Raw genomic sequence first — 25,603 nt, 5'->3', positions numbered from 1 at the left:
GCCTCCAAATATGGCATTTTCCTATACTGTATCCAATGTAGCATGAAAAAAGTAAAAATTTATCATTCTCATGGATTTTTAAGAGTACTCTCAGAGAAATTTAAGGTTGTCTCTATATAGTAGGACTGCTGAGGCCAACCATGCTTTCACAAAAGACAGATAGAAATAATAATAGGGAGGAAAGAGAATGAAGAAATTGGTGGAAGCATCAATGCAAAGAGCCATTTTAATGATCGTGTGTGCGGTTATTATATTGGCGTGGGGGGGGATTTCCGCCTACCAAATGCAACGGGATTATCTTCCTGGAATTAATAATACAACACTGACAGTCAGCATGAGGGTACCTGGATATCAAGCTGAACAGGTAAAACAGGACATTACTGATAATTTGGAAAGTGCGGTAAGAACAACAGATGGCTTAACTGACGTGGAGACTAATTCATATGATGGCGGACTCTTTATGAGTCTATACTTTCCAATGGATTATGACATGAAACAAGCTGAAACTGATGTGAACAAAGCTCTCTCTAACGCCGATCTGCCGCAAACGATCACGTCGACACCGACTGTAACGAGATTAACCACAAGTTCGTTTCCGATCTTATCTTATAGTTTAACTAGTGCAAACCTTAATGAACAAACCTTAAGATCCACTGCACAGCAAGAGATCGTCAAGCAGCTGAAAACAGTGCCTGGAGTATCTGATGTGACAGTCTTTGGCGGGGCAAAGGACGGCTATGTGCTGACGATCCGCATGAAAGATCTTATCAAAAAAGGATTAACCCTGGATGATATCAATAACTCTTTTGCGAAGTCCGTTCCATCCCTGCCAAAGGGGACGGTTGTTAATAACCTTTTATCCATTCCGGTTAGTTTTGATGGAGTTTCATTAACAGAAGATCAGATGAAAAATACAACCATTAAGAATTCAGAAGGAAAACTGATTCCTTTGTCTGCAGTGGGTACCATAACCCATTCATTAAACGATGTAAAAACAGTATCAAGGACCAATGGTAAACCAAGTGTTCAATTAAATGTGATAAAAACTCCTTCTGCAAACATTACAGAGGTTGCGAAACTGGTGAAAGATCGAATCCAGCATCTTCACCTGGATACCGTCAATCCAAAGGATGTACATTTCCAAGTATTACTTGACCGTGAGAAAGAATTAAACAGCTCTCTTCATGGATTGATACGGGAAGGATTGCTCGGTTGTTTATTCTCCATGATCTGTGTGTTCTTCTTTTTCAGAAACGTAAGATCCACCTTGCTTATCGCCATATCATTGCCTATTTCCTTGCTGGCAACGACAATTTTCCTGAAATCGATGGGGATTACCCTTAACATTCTAACGGTTTCCGGATTGATTGTGGCGATGGGGCGGATCGTGGATGATTCCATCGTTATCTTGGATAACATGTACAGAAAAAGGGAGAATGCCCCAGACAAAGCCTTGCTGCCACTGCTTGCTTCTTCTGTAACTGAAATGATTCCGGCGATTTTAGGATCTACGCTTACGACGATTGCCGTCTATGTCCCGATTGCGCTGGTAGGCGGAGTGATCAGCGCTTCGTACAGTGGATTTGCATGGTCTGTCGTTATCGCCTTGATTACGTCGTTCTTTGTTGCGATGCTCGTCATTCCTGCTTTGGCGTTCATGGGCTGGAAGGGAGGCCCTTCATCGAAAAAGGCAGTGACCATGGAACCAGTGATGAAACCTGTCTTGGAAGCGGCGTTCAAACATAAAAAGATTATGGTGTTTGCTTCACTTCTCGTCTTTTTATTCGCTGCTGTTTATTCGGCGTTTTTGCCGGTGAGCTTTTTACCAAGTGCAAAAGTAGGACAAATTGCAGTTAAAGCAGAATTGCCAAAGGGCAGTACCATCAAGGAAGTGGATACAGAAGTTCAAAAGATTGAACATGCCCTAAAGAGTGATCCGGACGTAAAAGCTTATTCAGCCAGCTTTGGTTCCACGATGACACCTCAGAGCGATGATGTATTTGACCAAGGCGGCGGTTTTATTCAGAACCCGAATGTTGCCAATCTTTCTGTTGTTCTAAAAAACAACAAAGGTGTGGATAGCGTCATAAAACAATTGCGCTCACAGCTGCCTCACCTCTCTAAACAGGTAGTCTATACCGTTACGAGCCAGAATATTTCAGGTGATGATTCACAAATGAAAATAATGTTTAGCGGTGCCGATCAAGCAGTACTGGATAAAACCGCTCAAGAAGCACGCCAAAAATTGGCTCGCATTTCAGGATTAAGTGTGGATGGCAAAGTAGATTTAACGAACGGAATGCCTAAGTATAAGGTAACCTTGAACTCATCTGTTATTAAAGCAAAGGGCATCAACATGGCAGATGTACTGAGCGTAGTGAGACGTTATACGGCTCCAACGAAGGATGCTACCATCAGTGTGAATCATAAATCGCTGCCAGTGGATATGTTCTTGGAACAGATTTCTACTGGAGAACATTCGAAAGTAACATTGGAAGCAACACCAGGTGATGTTTTGGGATCATTAGCGAACGAAACAGTGAAAGATAAAGAAGGCAAAAATGTGCAGTTTGCACAGTTGGCAAAAATCTCAAAAGATACATCCCCTGCTACGATCAGTGAGAGGGATGGACAGCCGTTCTCAGTCGTCACTGCGCAGATTACTTCCAATGATATTAGCGGAGTTTCAGGAACGGTCGACCAAACGCTATCAAATATGAAACTTCCGCATGGTGTTTCTTATTCCATGGGAGGCATCACCGAACAGGTCAAACAGATGATTTTTGATATGGTTATCGCCGTTGTCTTCTCCATCTTGCTCGTACTGCTTATTACATCTTCCATGTTTAAAGGATGGAGAGCACCACTTTCTGTACTTCTAAGTATTCCTCTGGCATTAAGCGGAGTTGTAATTGCTCTCGGCCTGTTTGGGGGAGAATGGAATTTGGCTTCATTAGTCGGAGTGTTGATGCTTACTGGAATTGTAGTAACGAATGGAATTGTATTGATCGATAAAGTGGAAAGAAACCGCAGAGAGGGAATGGATGTAAGGACTGCAGTTTTACAGGGTAGCTTATCGAGGATACGTCCAATATTGATGACAGCTGCGGCTACCATCTTAACACTTTTGCCATTGGCTTTTTCACACAGTTCAGATACAGTTATCTCACAAACGTTGGGAGTCGTAGTTATCGGCGGGTTAATTACATCCACCCTCAACAGTTTTATCATTATTCCTATTATTTACGAATGGCTTCATCGAAAGTCCGTTCGTCAGGAAGTACCAATAACCAAACACAGAGCAAACCTATAATTAATTATTGCTAGAGAAAGGGGCTGTCCCGAAAGTCGAAAGTTGACCTTCAGGCAGCCCCTTTTTGGCTTGAAAAATCTTCAATGAAAAGTTAATTGAAGTGGAAGATGCGAGACTCCCGCCGGTGCTTGCACCAAAAAGTAGGCGTTCACGCCGGTAAGGCTCACCGCACGCCCCGCGATAGTAGGAGCTCGCGCCGGTAAAAGCGAGCAGCCTGGAGCGGAGATCAACAGCTACCAGACTTCTTGGACAGCCCCTTTTATTATGATTTTAAAGACCGTCTCTTTCATAGAAACCATGTTAAAATATGGTGGGTACGTTAAATATTGTGCGGGTGGATCAGGAGAGGGGTTAAACAATAGAATGTGGAAGAACCGAAACTTTTTATTACTCATGTTTGGTGTTGCGGTTTCGAGTACCGGTCTATGGGTCGGGATCATCGGCAACCTGGAATTTTTGCAAAAGAACGTGGAGTCATCCTTTTTACAAGCATTGCTTCTATTATCGGGGTTTTTGGTCGGAGTATTCCTGGCTCCAATGGCCGGGAGGATTATTGATCGGGGAGATAAGAAAAAAATACTCATCTATGCGGGTCTTGCGCGGTCTTTTGCGATCGCTTTCATGTACCTAGCCATTGCCAGCGATAATGTCTGGTGGATGCTGATCTACACGTTTATCATCGGAATTGCAGGGACGTTTTCCAATCCGGCCATGCAGACACTCATTCCGTTAATCGTGAAAAAAGAAGATCTGCTGCAGGCAAACGGTGTATACATGAACATTTTTACCGGTGCAAGAATTGCAGGGACAGCACTTGGAGGGGCGATGCTCGTCGGCATGTCGTTAACTTCGATGTACACGGTGACACTCGTATCCTATATTATTTTACTTTTCTCTACGTTTTATATTGCAGTAGAGCAAAAGCCCAGAGAAAAGTCAGCAGAAAGTAAAAAAGAAAGCTTCTTCATTACGTTAAAAGAACTTTATCCTATCGTGAAAAATCAATCTAAGGTCGTCTACGGTATCTTTCTTCTTATACCGCCGTATTTGTTTCTTTCCGGCTTTAACTTGATGGTCATCGAGATCAGCCAGATTCAGCACAATCCCGGAATCAAAGGAATTCTCTATACAACAGAGGGACTGTGTGTGTTCCTTGGCACCTTTTTAGCAAGAAGGTTCTTTCGTGAACGTCCGCGATTGCCGTATTTGTTTGCAATCACATTTCTCATCGCGACCGCTCATACATCACTATTTTTAGCCAATCATCCCGTGATGTCTGTCGTTTCGTTCGGCTTGTTTGGTCTGTCAGCGGGCATGCTTTTTCCGGTGACAACGACCATCTTCCAAACCGATATTCCTTCTGATTATCATGGACGGTTCTTCTCCATCAAAGGCATGACAGACAACATTATCTTTCAAATTCTCATGCTGTTAACCGGGTTATTCCTGGATACCATTGGTTTTGAAAAAATGGTCATCGGCTTTGGTATCAGCTCATTTGTCATAGCTTCCATTATTCTGCTGCAGTATCGGTCAAAAATGAATCAGAATAAAAGAAAGCCTGTAGCTATGTGAAATAAATACTTGTCATCATTTGCCCCAATAAAGGTATAAATGTATAGTAGGGGTGGCGAGGATGAGTAAGTATGAGCGCGGCTTCTATATTGGAATAGCCTGTTCTACATCTATGACATCTCTGCTCATTGGGAAAAAGGAGACGCAAGCTACGCGCTGGCCATTGAGGTGAAATAGCTTGAAGACCAGAGAAAAATTTCTCATGGATCAGGAGGAATGTGCATTTTAACAGAGAAGTTTAATAGGGCAGTGATGGTTTTAAACCATTCCAGCCTTTTTCTTCCTCATTTGCGAATTCGTTTCATAGGGTAGAGCAGAGAGATGGTATAAAAAAGGGGAGGTTATGCCTGGTGGCTTGGTTATTGCTGCTGTTGATTGCAGCTGCCGTTATGATTGGATTTTTTGTAAACTCCAGCAAAGCAACGAGGACCATACTCCAAGAGGATGACCCGGTTAAACTTCTAGAATCAGAGAATGCGAAAAATAATAGTTCTTACAATGGGGGACCGATGTAATATCGGTTCTTTTTTTAGGAAAGGCAGGTGCATATGCAGATCTTATTGATTCGGCATGGTGAATCAGAAGATGACTTTTTAGATGAAGACTACACTGGCTCAACTGATTTGCCGCTGACAAGCAGAGGGGTTGAACAGGTGGAAAGGATGGCACAGCGAGTTTGTGCTGAACTTCCGCCCGATCTGATTTGGAGCAGTACCCTGATCAGGGCCAGACAGGCAGCTGATCTTCTATCCAAGACGACTGGCTGTTCAGTAACCTACATAGATGACCTTAAAGAAAAACAGGAAGATGAAAGTAAAACAGACTTCAGGATGAGAGGAGAAAAGATCTTATCCTCAATTAGGGAACTTGGCAAGAATAGCATCAGAGTTGCGGTTGTTTCTCATGGAGGCATGATCACCCAGATTATTGAAGGCTTCCTGGAGCTGCCTCTCGTCAACACCGTTTGGTTTCACTCTGACAATACAGGCATTCATCTGCTTGAATACACTCGCAATGGCCAGCTCATCCGATTCACAAATTGTACTGCTCACTTAAAAAATAATGAGCAGTTGAGTGAATAATATATTGCATCTTAATGTCACATATAGTAAAATAAATAAGAACATTTGTTCGGAAAAATTCAAAATAAAAAAACGAGGTGTCTAGTATGATCGTAGGGCTATATCCTTATTTAGTAACGAATGGAGATGGACAAGAAGCTGTTAAGTTTTATGAAAAAGCATTGAATGCAAAGGTTTTATCTGTACAAACTTTTGGCGACCAGCCGGAGAATCCGGAATATCCTGTTCCAGCAGAAGCTAAAGACCGTGTAATGAATGCCCATTTAAAAGTGGGAGATCATGACTTGATGCTTTCTGATACATTCCCAGGGATGCCCTATGAAACTGGAGACCAAGTAACAGTAGCAATCACGATTGACAGTGTTGAAACATCAAAAGAAGTTTTTGAAAAATTAAAAGAAGGCGGCCAAGTAATCATGGAGCTGCAAGAAACCTTCTGGAGCCCATCTTATGGCCAGCTGAAAGATAAATTCGGTGTAACGTGGCAAATTTCAACATTAGGAAAATAAGTTAACTCATCTAAAAAAGCTGCTGCAGCAGCTTTTTTTGTTTTTGAAACTTTCCGATTCTGGCATTATTGGAGAACGGCTTACCCGTTGAAGAGGCTAAAAAAGAAGTTGAACAAATGCCACAGCTCCTTCGATACGGATGATCTGATCCTGAATACGTTTGGTGGAACGATAGGGTGTTTACTTATTATGATTGGTCTTTTATTGATCAAAAGGAATATTATAAAAAATCACATATTAAACTTGAAAAAGTAAAATGAAGTATATAATTTTGATACCAAACAAAGTGGAGGAATATTTGAATGGATAAAATCGTTAAAGAACTGAATATGGGAGAACACAGAATTGTAATTAGAGAATCTGAAGATGGAGTAAAGACGGCTCGTTTAAGCTCTGGATTCCATGGTGCCATTCTAGAGGTGGAAAAAGAAAAGAACGGCATTCGTATTAAAGAGATGGAACTGGGCTCCGCTCATCTTACTGCTGAACATTTGGCTTTGCTTCTGCATCATGCTGGTGTGTCAGAAGAGGTAATGGCTGAATTAGCTAAACTTCAACAACGCCGTGTTGGTTAGGGAATATACTTTAAATAAAAGGTAAAAACAGTTGTTAATCATTCATTGATTACAACTGTTTTTTTGTAGATCATTATACCCGCCATAAGGACGATCTCCAATATGCTAAAAAGATAAGAACATTTGCCAGTGCTGCAATCCAGAAGACGATACCGGGATGCGAAAACTTCGCGATCCAGCCGGCGGCAACAATGGCAAGCGGCATACCGAGCTTGAAGATGGATCCGGTCAGGCCGCCGATCCGGCCGATGAGGTGCTGAGGTGTCGTCTCCTGCCTGAACGTCCAGATGCATACCGAGGATATCGTTCCAAACAACCCTTCAAAAAACAAACCTGTCGCAAGCAGAAGAGGGGTATGAGCAAGAAATAAGATAAAGTACCCCAAACCTGAGCCAAATGTCGTCAAACCAAGCAGTTTGCCGAGCTTCACTTTCCTCCTCAAAATACTGACCATACTGCTGCCCGCCAAGCCGCCCACCCCTGCAAAGGAAAGGGTTAATCCAAGCTCTGATGTGCTCAGCCTCAATTCATCCTTGGCAAAAAAGACAATCATCGTGTCGACCATACCAGAGGTAGAATTGATAAAAACAACAAGAATAGTAATGAGCCAAAGCGGCCGGTTTTCGCGGAGAGCTATCCACCCTTCTTTTAAATCCTCGAGAAAGTGCTGCTTTTTTTGAACAGCCACTTCCTTATGATCAAGCTTCAACAAGAATAAAAAAGTGACGAAAAAGGCAACAGATGTAAGCAGAAATCCATCATGAAGACTCGACAGCATTAAGATAAACCCAGTAATCGCTGGCCCCATAATACCGATCAGTGTTGTTACAAACGAAAACGAGGCATTGGCCGGTGTGAGCAGCTCGTTTGGAAGCACTTGTTTGACCATACTGAAGCGGGCATTAAAGAACGCGTAGCTGCATGTCATGAGCAGGAAACCACATACATAAAAGAGCGGTAAAGAATGATACCCCATCTGCAGGGCCAGGAACAATCCGAATAAAACGACACTCTGGATGCCGATCGTCCAAAGTGACCAATGTTTCTTGTTCACCCGGTCGACGAGCACTCCGATGAACATGGCCAGCAGCAGATTTGGCAAAAATTCGATGGCCCTCATGTTCGACATAGCCACTGATGAATGGGTGAAATCATATAAAATGAGGGGAAGAGCAAGCTCATAGATCTTCCCTCCGACCGAAAAGATGAGTCCTGTAATAAACAACAGCATAAAATTCTTATTTTTCCATAACACCGGCTCTTCTGCAGCCGGCATCTGAACGACCTTTTCCATCTCCATCCGAAACGCTCCCTTCTATTACCAGTGTATCTTCCGTAAACATGAAAAAAAGTGTAAATTAAAATCAAAACCTTTCATCTTTTATCAAAAAGGAGAGTGACCGGATGCAGCTGCAGGAGCATTACCTCACTTTAAGACAACATTACAGAGATACAGGGATCCATCTGCCGCTTTCGGTCACACTGGAGGAGATCAGTTCGGTACTTTTTTGCTCCAAGAGAAATGCAAACTTTCTCCTGAACAAGATGGTGGTTCAGGAGTGGGTGAGCTGGTCGCCAGGCAGGGGGCGGGGAAATCGTTCATCTCTCGCCTTTTTGAGAGAGAAGAATTCCTTTCTGATGGAGCTGGCAAAAGAGAAGGTAGTGAAGGGTGACTTAAGTCAGGCTCAGCAACTTTTACATAACTATGAACTGGATGCAGCGTATCAGCAGGAATTCAATGTGTGGGTTCAGCAGCAGTTAGGCTATCATCTGGAACAGAAGGAGAACATCGCGATTGACGTGCTGCGGTTCCCGTTCTATAGGGAGATCAAAGACATTGATCCGGCGTATGTGAACCGGCGGACAGAAGCACATATGATTCAGCAGATATTCGATACCCTGCTTGTCTATAACGGTACTTCAGGTAAACTCGAACCACAGATTTGTCATCATTGGCGCAGTGATGAGTCGCTGATGGTCTGGACGTTCTTCCTGCGGAAAGGAATTGTGTTTCATCACGGGAAGCTGCTAACAGCTGAAGACGTTAAATACACCATCGAGCGAATTCACGATCCTATTAACGGTTCCCCACATCGATGGATGATGGAGAAGATTCAATCTATCACGGTTGTTCACGATTATGAACTTAGAATTGAACTGTCCGAGCCGAATGGCCTTTTTGTTTATTATTTTAGTACGGAACGGCTTTCCATCGTGCCTCGTGATTTTGAATTGTTGTCTAACTATAAACGAGAGCCGGTTGGGAGTGGTCCATTTATGGTGGAGAGCAATGACGAGTCACAGCTTCAGCTTACTGCACATACGCACTACTTTAAAGAACGGCCTTTTTTAGACCGGATTGAAATTTGGGTATGGCCAGATTATGACGGGGAGAAGATGTTGTTCGTTCCTCCAGGTGAGATGAAATATGTGCCGCATCCTATAGTCGCTAGTGAAGTAGAAGCGCACTACAAGGCACTCGATCATATTGAAAAAGGAGCGACCTACCTGATGTTCAACCTGAAAAAAGGAGGGCCGCAGTCTTCGTTTCTTTTCCGTAAAGCGATCGAGCAAGCTGTTGATTCCCAAGACTTGATTGAAAAACTGGGTGGGAAGAGGATGCTGCCGGCAGCAGGTTTTCTCCCAGCACGTTCAATAGAATCGCAGAGAACACATTCAAAGTCTGAAGCGAAACGCCTCCTTATTGATACCGAATACAAAGGTGAACCTTTAAAGCTATATACCTATGAGATGAGAACCAACGAATTAAACGCAGAGTGGGTAAAAGAGCAGCTTGCCAGTGTGGGAGTGGAGATAGAGATTGTGGTTGTACCCGTCGAGGAATTGAAAAAAGCAGAAGTGATGCAGGAGGCCGATCTGATCTTATCAGGGGAAGTCCTTGCCGATCCCGTGGAACTGTCACTGCTCGATATGTATGAAGTCGGCAATTCCTTTATCAGCTCTTTGATGGATGAGGATCTTCGTGAAGAAAAGGACCAGCTGATTCAGCAAGTATTTAAAGCTGAAACGCCGGAGAATCGATTGCTGTATTTTGAGAAAATTGAAGAGCTGTTAAAACAGCGGAGTGCTCTTATCTTTCTTTACCATACACAGCAGAGCATTCTTCATCATCAGTCACTGCAAGGTGTGACGCTTAACACGCTTGGATGGGCTGACTACAAGGATTTGTGGATTGAGCGTGTCTCCCTATAGAACCTTTAATTCTTTCGAGCATAACGTACCAATAGAGTATCGATTGTCATTTTATTTGGTTGTTTTCGTAACCTTTGTTGCTCTTAGGAGTGGTTGATTTCCGCTTCAGGAGTCTCGCACCTTGCACTCCGATAACTTAGCAATGAAGGTTCTTTACAAAAATGTTCCCAAAGCAACAATCTTTTAGAAAAGAGCCTTTTATTTTCATGGATTACGAAGGAAATGAGGAAATGAAAATGCTTGAAATCCTGGCCGTTATTGGTGCAATTATTGGGTTCGCTATCCTATTTTGGGTACGTGCACAGCTGAAAAATCCAAGGGTCTTTCGGAAAATGGTTCGTCAAGATAACGGGATGCTCCTCTTCTTGATGTATTTGGCCATCGGGGCTGTTGGATTAATGATAGCGGGAGTAAGCATTTCCTGTTTATATGAAGTGGGCGGCAGACCTATTTCTTGATAAGAGAAGCAAGAACTGCTAAACATGAAAACGCCTGTTTATCGAAACTGGGATAAACGGGCTTTTTCGTGCTTCAAAAATGAAACCTGTATATTTTACTTATTTTTGTTTGCAAAGTGTAGATCCGGGTACTTAACCACAGTAGAAAGACCATTTATAAAGGAGGAATTCATGATGGGCAAGCATGTCATTGGTGTATATGAATCTGAGGAAGCGGCCGTAAGTGCTGTACAGCAATTGCAATTGAGAGGATATGACACAGATGAGATCTCCGTAGTAACAAATCATGATCATTATACGGATACCGTGGAAACGATAACCGGTGCAACGGTTGATAATGTAAATGAAAAACCTCATAAAGAGTCTTTCTTGGACAAACTAAAAGCTGCATTTATGGATGATGAGTACACGAACAGCAAGAATAGCCTGGGAGAAAGATTATCGGATTATGGAATACCCGACCGGGAAGCTGCATCCTATGCTTCAGACGTGGAATCAGGCAAAATTCTGTTGATGGTCGATTCAGACCGTGATCTTGCAACGGATGAATCAGATGCCTTAAATCCTGCGAATGCTGGGATTGATTATGGGACATTTAGGATAGCTACGGATGTGGAAGTTACCAGAGATGGATACACTGCAGGGAACACTACTGACAATAACCATCATGACAGTGACTTGCGAAGAGATGCTGATGTAATGGATGACAATGAGCGTCCTCTCCGGGCAAACTCGGATCTTACAGATCGTACAGACCGAGACTTATACCCAGATGAAGATGGATTGAATGAAGGAGACCGCGACTTTAGAGACCGGACAAGACGAACACCAAGAAACTCGGACGAAGATAAATTGTTTTAAGTAAAGAGTAAGGGGCTGTCCAAGAAGTCTGTAAGCTGTTGATTTCCGTTCCAGGCTGCTCGCTTTTACCGGCGCGAGCTCCTACTTTCGCGGGGCGTGCGGTGAGCCTTACCGGCGTGAACGCCTACTTTTTGGTGCAAGCACCGGCGGGAGTCTCACCTGTCACGCTAGTCCCGCAGGACAAGGAAGGCTCCGGCAGCGTTATATCGCACGAAGAAAATGTGAAGTTCATTTTCGAGGAGTCTCGCATCTTCCACTTCAATTAACTTTTCATTGAAGATTTTTCAAGCCAAAAAGGGGCTGCCTGAAGGTCAATTTTCGACTTTCTGGACAGCCCCTTTGTTGTGCCTTAGTCACGCTCGACTTTAAATCTGGAGACATATTCTTTTGTGTCTTTCGGCTTAATGTCGTCAAACCCCGTTAAAGTTCTTGGGAGCTGCTTCAAATTCGGCGCATTGGTCACCCAGGAATACGGTTCAACAGCAAGCAGGTTTTCATTACCGCTGGCTGTGAATAAAACCCATTGGGTAAAATCATCAGAAAGGGAGTAGGAAATTTTGATGCCTTGTTCGGGACGTTCGATGGCTGCCGTTTTATTTTCGGTCATTAAGAAAACATCATCCATCGCCACTCCAGACAAGGAAGTTCCACCTGAAAACTCTTTCCTGTTTGCGATATTTTCAAGCTTCCCTGTAGGAAGATGCCGTTCGTTCAGCAGCCATTTTTCTGAAACATCAAGAAATAATTTGGCTTCACTGGGAAATTGAAAGGTGGTATGGTAGCCAATTCCACAGGGCATAGGGGATTCGCCGTTATTTGTGATTTCAGTGGTTTGTATCACTTCGTTTCCCTCGATCTCAATCGTCATCATGATTGTAAAATCATGAGGGAATTGATTGAGGATGTCTGGATGTTCAGCTGATCGGAGCTGTGTTTTCATTCTAGGGATGGTTTCTTCAATCTCAAGAACGCTCCATTCCTTATCATGAACAAACCCATGGATATGAACATTCTCTTTCGGCCGATTCATCTCCAATTCGTATTTCCGGCCATTATACTCAAACACAGCATCTTCTATGCGGTTAGGCGGGAACAGTACAGGTGTGCCGAACACCATCCTTCGTGTTTCGTATTCTTCTCTGGTTTTGGGCGTTCTCAATATTTCAGTATTTGTGCTTTTATCAAGAATAGAAATCAAATTGCTCCCTTGAGAAGGGAGGACAATGGCCTTTATCTCTTCGTTTTCAATGGCATACGCCGTTTCATCCAGGAATTGAATACGTTTCACACTCATTTAAAAACCTCCATTAAGTTCAGTGTCGAATAATAGTATTCCCTTACGCTGTTCAATGCAAGTCTTTTGATTTATTGAAAAAAATAAGGACTGATCTGATTAGTCTTTGGAAGGATTTTCATTGTGAAGCACTGGTGACTTATATTGAAACAGTAGATTCACACACTGTTACATTCAGGAAATTGAAAACAAAAAGAAACAATTTGTATTTAGAGGGTATCTCCTTAACCTTGTCGAAGTAAATCGCATGGAAGAAAGGCGTTTTTATGGATTCTAATAATAAACAAAAAAGGAGGTAGTTATTATGGTTTCAGTTCTGCAAATGCCAAGAACCATACTCTACGGAGAGGATTCATTTAAGAAAGTCGGAGAAGTAGCGTCTAAACTCGGAAACAACGCACTCATCATTAGCGACCGAATGATGGAAAAGCAGCTGTACGTTGAAGAATGCCAGCATTATTTAAAAGAAGCAGGAGTATCCTCAGCCACGTATTTAGATATTAATTCTGAGCCGAAAGATACGTTTGTTTATGAAGCTTTGGACAAGCTTAACGCCGAGTCCTGCAACGTCATTATTGGCTTGGGTGGAGGAAGCTGTATTGATACCGCAAAGGCGGTTGCCGTTCTTGGTACAAATGGAGGATCCATCAGCGATTATATGAATAGCAGGAAGATTGCACAGAAGTCAGCCGTTCCATTAATCGCTATTCCTACAACTGCTGGGACCGGGTCTGAAGCAACTGATGCAACAATCATAACCGATACTGTCCATGATATTAAAATGATGATTAAACAGCCCGCCTTCATGCCGGAAGCAGCGATTGTTGATCCGGTCCTTTCTATTACTTCACCTAAACATATAACTGCTGCAACCGGAATTGATGCCCTTACTCACGCGATTGAAGCGTATCTTTCAAGGCGTGCTCATCCTTTTACCGATTTTCTAGCGTTAACCGCCATTGGGGACATTATGGAAAGTATACGAGATGCCTATCATGAGCCTCAAAATATAGAAGCAAAGAAAAAAATGTCCCTTGCAGCCCTGCAGGCAGGAATGGCATTTTCCAATTCTTCGGTCTGCTTAGTTCATGGAATGTCCCGGCCGATCGGTGCACTGTTTCATGTGCCGCATGGCATTTCGAATGCGATGCTTCTTCCTGCTGTTTTGGAGTATAGTCTGGAAGATTGCTATGAGAGGCTAGCAGACATCGGGGATTTAATTCTCAAAGAAATGAAAGGGCTTACAAAACGGGAAACAGCGCAAAAAGTGGTGGAAGAGATGAAAGCCCTCTGCCTCGAGCTTGGTATTCCTAACTTGAAAGGATGGGGAATTCAGGAGGAGCAATTTTTGAAAAGTCTAGAAAAGATGGCCAGAGACGCGATCGCCAGCGGTAGTCCCGGGAATAATCCGAGGGTGCCGGATCATAGTGAATTAATGGGACTGTACAAATTATGCTATGATTACCAGTTTACCAATTCTCAAACCATTAAATCGTAGAAACGGGGGAAATCACAATGAGTATGATAGGACTGTTTCTGGCACTTGCCCTATTAATTTATTTAACCATGCGAGGGGTCAATATTATTATTGCAGCCATTATTAGCTCAGTAGTTGTTGCACTGACAGGTGGAATCAACCTTGAGACAGCCTTGACCAAGTATTATATGGACGGCTTTACAGGCTATTTTGCCACCTGGTTTTTAATCTTTCTGCTAGGGGCGATTTTTGGTAAAGTCATGCAGGACACGAAAGCTGCTGATTCCATTGCAGACTGGATCAGCCGTACAGCCGGGCCAAAGCGAGCGGTTTTTGCGGTTGTTGCAGCGTGTGCTATTATGACCTTTGGCGGCGTTAGTTTGTTTGTTGTTGGTTTTTCCGTTTATCCCATCGCTGTTTCTTTATTCAGAAAAGCCAACCTTCCTCATCGATTCATTCCTGCAGCCCTTGTATTCGGATCCATTTCGTTTTCAATGACTTCCCCGGGTTCACCAGAAATACAAAACATCATTCCTACTACCTTCTTTAAAACACAGCCAACTGCTGGAGGATTAATAGGCATCCTGATTGGAATCTTTATTTTAATCGCAGGCAGTCTTTATATAGGGCGTGAAGTACGAAAAGCCGTAAACAATGGGGAAACCTTTTCATTGCCCGAATCCCATCCGTTATTTCGTCCGAAAAAAGGTGAAGCCACTGAATTAGCAGCAGCGCTTGAAGAAGTAACAGCCATTGAAACAGAATCACCATTTAAAAAGGAATTACCGAACATCGTCACCTCTCTTATACCGTTAATTGCGGTTATCTGTATTTTAAATATTATGGCCCAGTTTACTTCTTCTACGAGTGCAGCCCTCATCTCGCTTGGAACCGGTATTTTATTGACATGGGTGCTCAACCTGAAATTCGTTCCACAATATTGGGGATCTCTGGCCGCTGGTACACAAGATGCTCTTGTCGCGATTGCCAATACATGTGCCGTCGTAGGATTCGGAAGCGTGGCGGCGAAAGTTCCCGCGTTTGGAGTAGTTGTCGATTCATTAGTGAATATCCCAGGACCGCCTTTATTGGGCTTGGGAGTTGCGGTCACATTAATTTGCGGGCTGACAGGTTCAGCTTCTGGAGGATTGGGGATTGCCTTGCCAATTCTGGCCCCGATTTATATGGCTCAAGGTTTGGATCCGAATGCCATGCATCGAATTTCCACACTGGCATCGGGAGGATTAGATTCACTGCCGCATAACGGGTATATCGTGACAACGATCCGCGCGATATGTGGAGAGACTCATAAACGTACGTATAAACCGGTCTTTGTGTTAAGTGTGGCCCTGCCGTTAGTCGGCATGTTCTTGGCCATTATCCTGTATTCTATTTTTTAAAAGCGGCCAAATCAACTTTAAGTGCTTCAAAGGAAAGGAGAGAGTTAGTTGGAACGATCTAATTTCCCTAGTTTTTTACTGAATCACATCGAGAAAACCCCCGATAAAGTGTACTTGCAATTTGAAAAGGAGAAATTTACTTACGAGCAGTTGCATGAAAAAATAGGCCGTCTTGTTTCAGGGCTAAAGGAACTTGATATTCAAAACGGAGACCATGTTTGTGTCATGTTAAATAACTGCCCCGAATATTTGGATGTATGGTTTAGCCTGTCCTTTTTGGGAGCCGTATCTGTTCCGTTAAACGTACACTTAATAGGAAAAGGGTTAACCTACATTTTATCTCACTCTGAATGCAAGGCTATTATCCTTCATCATGAATTCCTTCCCCAAATTCTTCCGAGCATCTCTGAATTGAACCGGCAAGTGAAACTCATTATTGTTAATGACAGTGACACAGATTCCGAAAAAACGGAATTAGAGCCTCATATCGACTTCAACCCCGTTTTTTCCTATCAACAGCTTCTGCAGACTGCTCAGCCTGTTGATATAGATCCATCCGTTTTTCCAGACGCCATTCAAAGCATTCTTTACACCTCAGGAACAACCGGCTTGCCAAAAGGAGTGATGCTCAGCCATGCCTCTTATGTGAAATCCGGACAAGCCTTTGCCGAACATATGATACAAGCCACTTCAGACGATATTTTATTTACATCTTTACCGCTGTTTCACATTAATGCCCAAGCGCATACTGTCATGGGAGCCATTGCACAAAACGCCACAATCGCTCTTGGGAAAAGGTTCAGCGCCTCACGTTTTTGGGATGAGATCCGTGATCACCGGGCAACCATATTTAATTCACTCGGTTCCATGATCCCCATCCTTTGCAAACAGCCGGAAAGACCGAATGACCGTAATAACCCGGCAAGGCGAACGGCCTGTGCTGCTACTCCAAAAGAGTTTTGGAAGGTATTTGAAGAGCGGTTTGGTGTCCAAATTATTGAAGGCTATGGACTAACGGAAACTACCGGCTTTTGCATATCCAACACCTTGACGGCCAACCGTCCACCTTCTATGGGGAAGCCTTTTTCATCGGTTAAAGTGAAGATTGCAGATGAACAAGATAATGAGGTACCGGTTAGAGAACTGGGTGAAATTTTAATTCATCCGATGGAAGAAGAAGTGCTGATGAAGGGATATTTCAAAAATCCGGAGAAAACAGACGAAGCTCTAAAAGGCGGCTGGTTCCATACTGGAGACCGCGGTTATCAAGATGAAGAAGGCTATCTTTATTTTTCAGACCGAACCAAACAATGCATTAGAAGGCGGGGGGAAAATATCTCCTCATGGGAAATAGAAAAAGCGGTGAATGACCATCCAAAAGTATTGGAAACGGCTGCAGTAGGCGTTCCGTCGGAAATAGGAGAAGAGGATGTAAAGCTGTATGTCATTCTCCATAAGGAGCAAAGTCTTACTCCTGAAGAAATTATTGACTGGTGCAGTGATCGGATGGCGTATTTTATGGTGCCCCGGTACGTTGAATTCATCCATTCATTTCCAAAAACAGCAACTGAGAGGATTCAGAAATTCAAGTTAAAAGCGCTTGGTATTGGGGATGCATGGGACAGGGAACAAGCCAATTATAGGCTAAAGGTAAATGGAAGGTGAGGTTGAAAGCAAATGGAGCGGACAAAAGCAATCGCATGTCATAAAGAAGCAGGAATAGCGATCTTAATGATTGATAACCCACCGTTAAATGTACTGGACCGCCATGTGGTTTCTGAGTTATCTGCATGGGCAGAAGAACTGGAAGACGATAAAAGCATAGTCGCTGTGATTATTACAGGAAAAGGTGACAAAGCGTTCATGGCTGGAGCGGATATTAAAGAGTTTCCTGAATGGATGGGGAAAGGAGAGGAGCTCCCAGAGCAGAAATCCAGGGAATTGCAAAGAGCCTTTCATCAAATCCATGAATTAAACAAACCTACCATAGCTGCCTTAAATGGAGTGGCATTAGGCGGAGGGTGTGAACTTGCGCTTGCTTGTGATTTGCGGATTGCGGAAGAACATGTACTGATTGGACTGCCTGAGATCAAGCTTGGACTTTTTCCAGGGGCGGGGGGAACACAACGTCTGCCGAGGCTTATAGGTGAGACAAAGGCAAAGGAACTGATGTATACGGGCCAGCCGATAACGGCCCAAGAAGCAGAGAAAATAGGTCTCCTTAATTATGTAGTTGAAAAAGGAAAGTCGGTAGAAAAAGCAAAAGAAATCGCTATGAAACTAACGGAATTATCATTGCCGGTCCTATCTTATATTAAGAAATCGGTTCATGAGGGCTGTAATGGTCCACTGGAAGAAGGGCTTCACGTAGAGGCCAAATATTTTGGTGAGGTCTTTCAAACACACGATGTAGTGGAAGGTGTTCAAGCATTTATACAGAAAAGAAAACCGGATTTTAAACATAAATAACTCTATAGCTCCAAACATTTTTTAAAAGAAGCTTATTATACAAATAGCGTAAGCGGGGAGAAATCCTCGCTTTTTTTATTTGTCCATAAATTCTGCATTGCAAGCTGAAAAGATCTTTCTAATTTGGCATTACTCTTTGTGTGTATGGGTTTTGTCTTATAAATAATAGTAGGCTGAAAAAAGGCCAGGGGGTGGTTCGATTAAATTTTTTTGAAAAAATAAACGTAATGGGCTTGAAGCTAACACAGTGTCAGGTTGTATAGTTAGGTTCCGGACTTACGGTACGAATGCTTCATCATTACGATAAGATTGGACTATTTTCTCCTTCGCAGTATTCAGATACGGGCCATAGACTTTATACAAAGTCAGATATAGTCAGGCAAATTATGACCCTTAAGCTGTTAGGGCTTGCATTGGAAGAGATAAAAGAGATATTGGAGAATCAAAATTTTAATCCACTTGAACTCATCAAAGTACAGTTAGATGATGTGAAAAAGCGTATACGTCTACAGGAACTGTTATGCAGCCGTTTGATTTAGAAACCTTTATCTATATATTAACAAAAACCCGTAACCCTTCTGTTTATTATTTTAAATCCTGCACACCTGCAACGGACACTCCTCACAGTTGCACACATTCTTTAAATAGTCCAGATCAGTAATTACAAGATTACCATTTTCATCATGATCAATGACTTTATCTTTCTTTAAGACACCTAGCATCCGATTGACTGTCTCACGGGAGGTACCAATCAATTCAGCCAGCTCTGCATTGGTAAGCTGTAGAGAAAGAACTATGCCTTGTTTGCCCATTTTTCCGTAAGAGTTGGAGAGACGAATGAGAGTGGAGCACAGAGCACCGTTCTTTCCATATAACATCAAGTCCCGAAGCTTGGAGCGAGTGATCTGATGCATCAACCCCGTCCAGCGCACAAACTCTATGGCAACCTCGCCATGTTTTCGCATCATTTCTTCCAGGTCAGCCGACTGGATAACGCCGACAACACTGTCGGTGGAAGCTACGGCACTGAAATTATGCTTTTCATCGCCAAAAGCATTGAGCTCTCCAATTAAGTCACCGTTCTGAAACATAGAAAGGACGAGCTCCTTACCATCCTCAGTCATTTTTGTTCCTTTAATGATTCCTTCACGTACAAAGTAAAGTTTCCCGGCAGCTTCATTATCCATGAAAAGCATTGTTCCTTTTTTGATCTTGCACTCCATCATTAATTCATCCAGCAAACGAAGGGTCTGCTCAGAGAAAATTTCTGTATTTTGAACCGAATTATAATCACTCGGGATATCACACGTTTTCATATCTTTAACCTCCATCACGTCACCTAACACATCTCTCCATAAGTATAGGAAAAAGATAAGAAATTCAGAATCAGGGAACTTCCCGATTGTGCAGGGGGAAACTCCCCTATATTTCGTTTGTAACTATAGGTGTGATAAGAGTCACGGTGAAAAACGGGGCAAAGAGTTACAGTTGAGAAAAGGAAACAGTCAGAAGGAGGAGTTATCATGGAAATGGTGTTTGATCCTACGGTAAAAACGCGTGAGATTGTTATGAGGTGTCCAAGAGCAGGGACATTGCTCAAACGGTACAAAATTGATTATTGTTGCAGTGGCAGTCGGCCGATCGGGGAGGCTTTACAGGAGAGAAACCTAAATCCAACCCAAATTCTTCATGAACTGAACACATTGTATGTAAAGAACTTTAAAGAGCAGCGCCAGATGACAAAATGGGAGAGACAGAAATTTAAGGTTCTGATTCAGTATATAATCGATGCCCATCATTCGTATTTGTACATGGCGTTGCCGAACCTGCAAACCATCATCACCAAGATTTACAATAAATATGGCAAGTCACATCCTGAATTGTCCAGTATTCACTATCTTTTCTCCATTCTCAAGATTGAACTCGAGCAGCATATCATCATGGAAGAAGAACTCATCTTTCCTAAAATCATATCCTACGAAAAGCATCCAACACTCAATGCTTTGATTGACATCACTGAATTTGTAGAAGACCTTGAAAGGGAACATCAGCATATTAGTCAGATTTTAAAAGACCTGAGAGACATCACAAATGATTACCGTGCGCCAGAAGACGTATGCGCGACCTACAGATTAGCCTATGTCAAACTGGACGAGCTCGAATCCGACCTGTTTCAGCATCTCCATCTTGAAAACAACATCCTGTTTCCTCGTCTTATGAAAGAAATGGAGAAAATGAGATAGAGGTTAAAGCCCACAATCCTAAAAGAATTAGGGATTATGGGCTTTCCTTTTGGATTTAAGAAAAGGATTTTCTAGATCATGCTTTATGATAAGATGAAGTTGTGAATTGAAAAGATTATCCAAAAAGAATTTGTACCTATTCAATTACAATGAAAAGAGGTTATACCATGCCAACCTACAACAAACTAGTACGAGATAGAATACCTGAAGTCATAACTAAAACAGGTAAATCATTCAACACATCAATATTGGAAAATGATGATTACATAAAAGAACTGAAGAAAAAATGCTATGAAGAACTTGATGAATATGCTGCTGCAACTAACGATGAAAATGCCATTGAAGAGCTCGCAGACTTGCTTGAACTAATGCATGCTCTTGCAAAAATCCATGGATCCGATATTTTTGAGGTTGAACGTGTCCGCCAGGAAAAAGCAGAAATGCGCGGAGGATTTGAAAAACGTATCTTCCTCATGGATGTGGAAGATTAAATGCAAAATATTAAACTTGTAACTGGTAACTTAAGAGAAGAACTTACAGGTTTGATGATTGATGCCAGTTCTATTTATATTCTTACCTCATTTATTATGAAATCAGGAGTCAGCTTGCTGGCTCCGTTTTTAAAAGAGGCAGTGGACAGAGGTGCAGAAGTTAAAATCTGCACAGGTGATTATTTATATGTCACTCAGCCTGATGCACTTGAAAAGCTGCTAGAAATTGACCCAAAAATTGAAATTCAGCTTTATCGAAGCAATGGGCGTTCTTTTCATCCAAAGGCTTATTTGTTCCAAAATGAGGATGGCAATGGTTCTTTTATTGTAGGTTCGTCCAACTTATCCAATTCTGCTTTAACGAGTGGTGTGGAATGGAACCTGATGATTAATAATGAAGTAGATCAAGAGGTTTACCAGGAAGCTCTTGATGCGTTTATTAAAACTTTTCATCATGAACAAACGATATCCATTAACCATGAAACCTTAATAGATTACAGGGATGAATATGAGAAGTATCATGAAAGGCATCCCGATTTACTGCGCCAATGGACAAAATCTGAAGAAGAGGTTTTGACATTGCCAATCCTTATTGAGCAACCGGAAATTATTAAGGAATCTCCAATTGGATATGGACAGTTAACCCCCCGGCAGGCTCAGCAGGAAGCTCTTGAAATGCTGAACACGACTTTGGAAGAAGGCTACAATAAAGCAATGGTTGTCATGGCAACCGGATTGGGAAAAACGTATCTTGCAGGATTTTTTGCTCAAAATTTTAAACGAATTCTTTTTATTGCTCATCGGGAAGAGATTCTAGGACAAGCTAGGAATTCTTTTCGTGATATCATGCCTGAACGCTCTATGGGATTATATTATGGAAAGGAAAAAGAGGGCGAAGCAGATTGTGTTTTTGCTTCTATTTATACACTTGGTATTCATCGCCATCTTGCCGGTTTCCAACCCAATGATTTTGACTTGATCATCGTGGATGAATTTCATCATGCTGCTGCAGGTTCCTATCAGAAAGTAATAGACTTTTTTAACCCAAAATTCTTATTAGGAATTACAGCAACACCTGATCGGATGGATGGCAAGGATGTGTATGCCATTTGTGAAGGAAACGTCGCGTATCAGCTTCATTTTATAGAAGCTATTCAAAAGCAGTGGTTGGCACCTTTTCACTATTATGGTGTTTATGATGATACAGACTACTCCCAAATAACATGGCTCGGAACACGCTATGATGAGGAAGAACTTGCTTTCATTCAACTGCGTGACGATATGGCAGAAAAAGTGTTGCAGGCCTGGAAAGCTCATAAGCAAACAAGAACCATTGCCTTCTGTTCCTCTATCCGGCAGGCCAACTTTCTCTCGGATTATTTTAATAGTAAGGGATATATCACAGTTAGTCTTAATTCTAAGACAGTGGGTACTACACGTGGGGAAGCCATACAGAGGTTAGACGCAGGAACCATCGATATTATTTTTACGGTAGACTTATTCAACGAAGGTGTCGACATTCCTTCTGTTGATACACTGCTTTTTGTCCGTCCGACAGAATCACTTACTGTATTCACTCAGCAGGTAGGTCGGGGATTGAGGCTGTTTGCCGGCAAAGATCACTGCGTCATTATTGATTTAATTGGTAACTATCGTAATGCAGATATTAAGCTTCAATTGTTTAATGCGGAACCTGGAGAAATGAAGAACGGAAAAAAAGCTGCTATACGTTCTGTACCTTTTGGCTGTGAATTGAATATTGAATTGGCAGCAGTAAATTTGCTCGATGAACTAAATCGAAAACGTCAGCCTAGGAAGGATAAACTTCTCGGGGATTACATTGAACTAAAAAAAGAGCTTGGAAGACGGCCAACTTATTTGGAGCTTCATTTACAAGGTAGATCAAATAGCAGAGAATACAAGCAGGAATTTAAGTCTTATGCAGGTTTTCTGTATTGGGCGGATGAACTGACAAATGAAGAAAAGAATGCGTTTATGGAAAACGAAGACTGGCTAGTTGAAGTTGAAAGTACCGGTATGGCGAAAAGCTATAAGATGGTGGTTCTGGACTACATGCTCAGCAGAGGAGCGGACAATTGGCTAATCCCGGTTACACCTAAAGACGTTGCTCCTTACTTCCATCATTATTTGACGGAAAAGGAGTATCGCAAACGTATCGACTTTTCAGATAAAGCATCAAAACAGCTTTGGGAGTATGATGAACAAAAGGTAGGCAAGCTAATTGCAAATATGCCGATGAACAAGTGGAGCGGAAGTTCTAAAGGGTTAACGGAATTTAAAGAAGGTATCTTTGCAATAAAGATCGATATCCCATTGGCCCTTACTGAAATAGTTTTTGAGTGGACACGGCAGATTTGCGAATATAGGCTGCACGAGCATTTTGAAAGAAAAGAAGAAAACTTAAAGTTGCTTGTTTAGTAAAGTCATGGCCATGATGCCATGACTTTACTTAAAAAAAAACGCAGTATACGGCTGCGTTTTTCCTTCAATTCTGTTCTTTAACTCCTGCACCCTCAATTTTCTCCACAAACATCAAGAATACATTCCGCTTTTCCTCAAGCTTCTTTAATTGCAGCTTAAGCTCGTTGTATTTTTCTTCGAATGGTTCCTGGTAGGTGGATTTGATGTTTCGGATCATTTCTTCGTTGATGGTGGATTGCAGGACTTGTTTGGTGATTCCGTATTTATAGGAATAGAGCTGAAGTTCTGTCTTTACTTTCTCGTACTCTTCATCAATCTCTCTTTTCTGAGTCTCCATCTCTTCTTTCCATTCAAGCAGAGCATCTTTCACATAGGGCTCCATTATAATGCCTCCTTCGTGCCTTCCTTTTTCAGCATTTCTTTTTATGTACTCTATAACATATTTATAATGAGACGTGGGGTTTGTGGGGGTGAATCGAGGAGATGACCATTTTTTTCCTTAGAAAAGGGAAAGAGGGGTTTCCGTAGAATACATACTGGGTTAGGAATCTTTTATGCAATGGGAGGCTTTCGTTATGAAAAACCAAGCAAAGGAAATGTATGACTATCATGCCTGGGCAAACGCAAAGATCTTTGAACGTCTAAAAGAACTTCCTGAGGAATTATACAAAAAAGAAATGAAGCCAAGCATTTTTCCATCACTTCAAATGGTGATGGTCCATATTTACCTCACGGATTCTCTGTGGCTGGAGATGATGAAAGGCAGAGATATGAAGGAAGTGTGGGGTGCTAATGATCAGGTGAGAGTGCAGGCAGAGGCCTGTACACTGGAGGAAATGGAAACGATGTACAATGAGCTTAGCGAGAAATACAAAGCCTTTATCCAGCAAAACGAAATGGAAAAGGTCTTCACGGTTGATAACCCATACGCTGGTCTGCTTGACACCACGCCCACCGAAACGATCTTCCATATCTCTACTCACGGCAACTATCACCGCGGGAATGTAGCCGCCATGCTGCGTCAGGAGGGGCATCCGTCTGTCATGCAGGATTACGGATTATACTTATTTGTGAACAGAAACGGGTTTAAGAGTCCAGTTTAACAAAAAGTGTAGCCCTCTATTTTAGGGGGCTATTTTAATGTATACATCTTTTTCCCTTTAATTGTAAAATGGAGATAGAGAAAAATGGAGGTGCAAGATGGCAGAACAAACAACTTCACTTCAAATCCGGCCATGGACAGATGGAGACCTCAACTTGCTGTATAAGTTGAATACCCGGGAGATGACGAAGCATCTTGGCGGACCGGAAAGTGAGGAGTTGATCCTTGGCCGCCATAAGCGTTATCTCGATCTAGGTGACAGGGGCTGTATGTACACGGTCATCCTGGATGATGGTGAAGCAGCAGGCTCGGTCGGTTATTGGGAAAGTGTCTGGGCGGATGAAACCGTCTATGAAATCGGCTGGAGTGTAGTACTGTCTCATCAGGGGAAGGGGATAGCGAGCCAAGCGGTTGCAGCGGCGATTACACAAGCGGTAGCTGAGAAAAAGCACAAGTTCCTTCATGCCTTTCCTTCGATCGGCAATGGGGCTTCCAATGCCATCTGCCGCAAGCTCGGTTTTACCTTTCTCAATGAGTGTCAGTTTGAGTATCCCCCGGGCAATTTAATGCAGTGCAACAACTGGCGTCTGGATTTTGAATAGGCAGTATGAAAGAGCATCAGCAACGATGCTCTTTTTGTTGTTCTATTAATCATAAGCATAGACCTTTGAATTCCCTCCAGTCCATTTCTTGATATACAACTCCGCTTGTCCATCCGTTCCGTCTGCATATTTACTAATATTGTGGTATACGACACAGCCTTTGCTATCAAATCCGATATTAGGGAAGCTAGGCTCATAAGCTTCCTCCGCCGGACTTGAAATTCTTGCTTTGCTTCGTAAAGACATCACTGCCCTGGTAATCCCAGCCTGCATGCGCGGTTGTCGGAATAAGCATGGAAAGTACAAAAAACACCAGAATGAAGCCTGATTTCTTCATCACTTTTCACCTCCTCCTATTGAAACATAGGGGTATGAGGTTACGATGATTATTGGTTCGGCTTTTTGTGGTGTTTTAATGGACGAGATAGATTGGATACTTTCATTTTATTAAATATGAAGAAATAAGAAAAGCAACTTAGTGATCAAAAGGAGGATTT

The 25,603-nt window shown here is 42.4% G+C and carries 26 protein-coding genes; 20 read left to right on the top strand and 6 right to left on the bottom strand.

What is annotated here, in order from left to right; translation table 11 throughout:
- Window positions 1–187: 187 nt before the first annotated feature.
- Complete coding sequence (locus tag OKX00_RS16675; RefSeq protein ID WP_265408097.1) at window positions 188–3,313, top strand: efflux RND transporter permease subunit; 3,126 nt, start codon at window positions 188–190, stop codon at window positions 3,311–3,313.
- Between the two features lie 80 nt (window positions 3,314–3,393).
- On the opposite strand, the gene OKX00_RS16670 is transcribed toward OKX00_RS16675, so the two are convergent.
- Window positions 3,394–3,543, bottom strand: coding sequence for a hypothetical protein (locus OKX00_RS16670; RefSeq protein WP_265408096.1), 150 nt, complete (start codon window positions 3,541–3,543; stop codon window positions 3,394–3,396).
- Between the two features lie 133 nt (window positions 3,544–3,676).
- Between OKX00_RS16670 and OKX00_RS16665 the strand changes: the two genes are divergently transcribed.
- From OKX00_RS16665 to OKX00_RS16645, 5 genes are all read left to right on the top strand, one after another.
- A complete protein-coding gene (locus tag OKX00_RS16665; RefSeq protein ID WP_265408095.1) occupies window positions 3,677–4,888 on the top strand; it encodes an MFS transporter in 1,212 nt (403 codons plus the stop codon).
- A gap of 350 nt (window positions 4,889–5,238) precedes the next feature.
- A complete protein-coding gene (locus OKX00_RS16660; protein ID WP_156316240.1) occupies window positions 5,239–5,403 on the top strand; it encodes a hypothetical protein in 165 nt (54 codons plus the stop codon).
- Window positions 5,404–5,436: 33 nt separating this feature from the next.
- Entirely contained in the window at window positions 5,437–5,970 is a 534-nt protein-coding gene (locus OKX00_RS16655) for a histidine phosphatase family protein (RefSeq protein ID WP_265408094.1), read from the top strand.
- Window positions 5,971–6,056: 86 nt separating this feature from the next.
- Window positions 6,057–6,479: a VOC family protein gene (locus OKX00_RS16650; protein ID WP_265408093.1), complete on the top strand. Its 423-nt coding sequence runs from the start codon at window positions 6,057–6,059 to the stop codon at window positions 6,477–6,479.
- 302 nt (window positions 6,480–6,781) lie between these two features.
- Complete coding sequence (locus OKX00_RS16645) at window positions 6,782–7,054, top strand: hypothetical protein (RefSeq protein ID WP_265408092.1); 273 nt, start codon at window positions 6,782–6,784, stop codon at window positions 7,052–7,054.
- 73 nt (window positions 7,055–7,127) lie between these two features.
- Here the strand turns inward: OKX00_RS16645 and OKX00_RS16640 are convergent, their stop codons facing one another.
- Entirely contained in the window at window positions 7,128–8,354 is a 1,227-nt protein-coding gene (locus tag OKX00_RS16640) for an MFS transporter (protein ID WP_265408091.1), read from the bottom strand.
- A 104-nt stretch (window positions 8,355–8,458) separates the two neighbouring features.
- Here OKX00_RS16640 and OKX00_RS16635 point away from each other — a divergent pair, with 104 nt between their 5' ends.
- From OKX00_RS16635 to OKX00_RS16620, 4 genes are all read left to right on the top strand, one after another.
- Entirely contained in the window at window positions 8,459–10,267 is a 1,809-nt protein-coding gene (locus tag OKX00_RS16635) for an ABC transporter substrate-binding protein (RefSeq protein WP_265408090.1), read from the top strand.
- 230 nt (window positions 10,268–10,497) lie between these two features.
- Window positions 10,498–10,725 carry a hypothetical protein gene (locus OKX00_RS16630; RefSeq protein ID WP_156419117.1) on the top strand — a complete coding sequence of 76 codons (228 nt, stop codon included), beginning with the start codon at window positions 10,498–10,500 and terminating at the stop codon, window positions 10,723–10,725.
- A gap of 171 nt (window positions 10,726–10,896) precedes the next feature.
- Window positions 10,897–11,586 (top strand): YflT domain-containing protein, encoded by a 690-nt coding sequence (locus tag OKX00_RS16625; RefSeq protein WP_265408089.1) that lies wholly within the window; start codon window positions 10,897–10,899, stop codon window positions 11,584–11,586.
- A 38-nt stretch (window positions 11,587–11,624) separates the two neighbouring features.
- Window positions 11,625–11,852 carry a hypothetical protein gene (locus OKX00_RS16620; RefSeq protein WP_265408088.1) on the top strand — a complete coding sequence of 76 codons (228 nt, stop codon included), beginning with the start codon at window positions 11,625–11,627 and terminating at the stop codon, window positions 11,850–11,852.
- 83 nt (window positions 11,853–11,935) lie between these two features.
- Here OKX00_RS16620 and OKX00_RS16615 read toward each other — a convergent pair whose 3' ends face one another.
- Window positions 11,936–12,880 (bottom strand): aldose 1-epimerase, encoded by a 945-nt coding sequence (locus OKX00_RS16615; protein WP_265408087.1) that lies wholly within the window; start codon window positions 12,878–12,880, stop codon window positions 11,936–11,938.
- 304 nt (window positions 12,881–13,184) lie between these two features.
- Between OKX00_RS16615 and OKX00_RS16610 the strand changes: the two genes are divergently transcribed.
- The 5 genes from OKX00_RS16610 to OKX00_RS16590 all read left to right on the top strand — a co-directional run bounded on the left by OKX00_RS16610 (window position 13,185) and on the right by OKX00_RS16590 (window position 18,765).
- Window positions 13,185–14,378: an iron-containing alcohol dehydrogenase gene (locus OKX00_RS16610; RefSeq protein WP_265408086.1), complete on the top strand. Its 1,194-nt coding sequence runs from the start codon at window positions 13,185–13,187 to the stop codon at window positions 14,376–14,378.
- A gap of 17 nt (window positions 14,379–14,395) precedes the next feature.
- The gene (locus OKX00_RS16605; RefSeq protein ID WP_265408085.1) at window positions 14,396–15,757 is read left to right on the top strand and encodes a GntP family permease; all 1,362 of its coding nucleotides are present in this window, start codon (window positions 14,396–14,398) and stop codon (window positions 15,755–15,757) included.
- Window positions 15,758–15,805: 48 nt separating this feature from the next.
- Window positions 15,806–17,422, top strand: coding sequence for an ATP-dependent acyl-CoA ligase (locus OKX00_RS16600; protein ID WP_265408084.1), 1,617 nt, complete (start codon window positions 15,806–15,808; stop codon window positions 17,420–17,422).
- A 12-nt stretch (window positions 17,423–17,434) separates the two neighbouring features.
- Entirely contained in the window at window positions 17,435–18,226 is a 792-nt protein-coding gene (locus tag OKX00_RS16595) for an enoyl-CoA hydratase (RefSeq protein ID WP_265408083.1), read from the top strand.
- 287 nt (window positions 18,227–18,513) lie between these two features.
- Entirely contained in the window at window positions 18,514–18,765 is a 252-nt protein-coding gene (locus OKX00_RS16590; protein ID WP_265408082.1) for a MerR family transcriptional regulator, read from the top strand.
- Between the two features lie 51 nt (window positions 18,766–18,816).
- Here the strand turns inward: OKX00_RS16590 and OKX00_RS16585 are convergent, their stop codons facing one another.
- Complete coding sequence (locus OKX00_RS16585) at window positions 18,817–19,542, bottom strand: Crp/Fnr family transcriptional regulator (protein WP_265408081.1); 726 nt, start codon at window positions 19,540–19,542, stop codon at window positions 18,817–18,819.
- Between the two features lie 207 nt (window positions 19,543–19,749).
- Here OKX00_RS16585 and ric point away from each other — a divergent pair, with 207 nt between their 5' ends.
- The 3 genes from ric (at window position 19,750) to OKX00_RS16570 (ending at window position 23,399) form a co-directional block, all read left to right on the top strand.
- Window positions 19,750–20,469, top strand: a complete 720-nt coding sequence (gene ric, locus OKX00_RS16580; RefSeq protein ID WP_265408080.1) for an iron-sulfur cluster repair di-iron protein — start codon at window positions 19,750–19,752, stop codon at window positions 20,467–20,469.
- Window positions 20,470–20,636: 167 nt separating this feature from the next.
- Complete coding sequence (locus OKX00_RS16575; RefSeq protein WP_265408079.1) at window positions 20,637–20,960, top strand: nucleoside triphosphate pyrophosphohydrolase; 324 nt, start codon at window positions 20,637–20,639, stop codon at window positions 20,958–20,960.
- Complete coding sequence (locus OKX00_RS16570; RefSeq protein WP_265408078.1) at window positions 20,961–23,399, top strand: DEAD/DEAH box helicase family protein; 2,439 nt, start codon at window positions 20,961–20,963, stop codon at window positions 23,397–23,399. It begins immediately after the preceding gene.
- Window positions 23,400–23,466: 67 nt separating this feature from the next.
- Here the strand turns inward: OKX00_RS16570 and OKX00_RS16565 are convergent, their stop codons facing one another.
- Window positions 23,467–23,784 carry a hypothetical protein gene (locus OKX00_RS16565; protein ID WP_265408077.1) on the bottom strand — a complete coding sequence of 106 codons (318 nt, stop codon included), beginning with the start codon at window positions 23,782–23,784 and terminating at the stop codon, window positions 23,467–23,469.
- Window positions 23,785–23,977: 193 nt separating this feature from the next.
- On the opposite strand from OKX00_RS16565, the gene OKX00_RS16560 reads away from it, so the two are divergent.
- Together OKX00_RS16560 and OKX00_RS16555 are read left to right on the top strand one after the other, a co-directional pair.
- The gene (locus tag OKX00_RS16560) at window positions 23,978–24,505 is read left to right on the top strand and encodes a DinB family protein (RefSeq protein WP_265408076.1); all 528 of its coding nucleotides are present in this window, start codon (window positions 23,978–23,980) and stop codon (window positions 24,503–24,505) included.
- 97 nt (window positions 24,506–24,602) lie between these two features.
- Window positions 24,603–25,106 carry a GNAT family N-acetyltransferase gene (locus OKX00_RS16555; protein ID WP_265408075.1) on the top strand — a complete coding sequence of 168 codons (504 nt, stop codon included), beginning with the start codon at window positions 24,603–24,605 and terminating at the stop codon, window positions 25,104–25,106.
- Between the two features lie 193 nt (window positions 25,107–25,299).
- Here the strand turns inward: OKX00_RS16555 and OKX00_RS16550 are convergent, their stop codons facing one another.
- The gene (locus tag OKX00_RS16550) at window positions 25,300–25,443 is read right to left on the bottom strand and encodes a hypothetical protein (RefSeq protein WP_265408074.1); all 144 of its coding nucleotides are present in this window, start codon (window positions 25,441–25,443) and stop codon (window positions 25,300–25,302) included.
- Between the last annotated feature and the right edge of the window lie 160 nt (window positions 25,444–25,603).

Source organism: Fictibacillus sp. KU28468, assembly GCF_026153615.1.
Lineage (GTDB): Bacteria > Bacillota > Bacilli > Bacillales > Fictibacillaceae > Fictibacillus_C > Fictibacillus_C marinisediminis.
The sequence above is the reverse complement of the archived record's forward strand: the minus strand, read 5'-3'. Positions and strand labels throughout refer to the sequence as shown.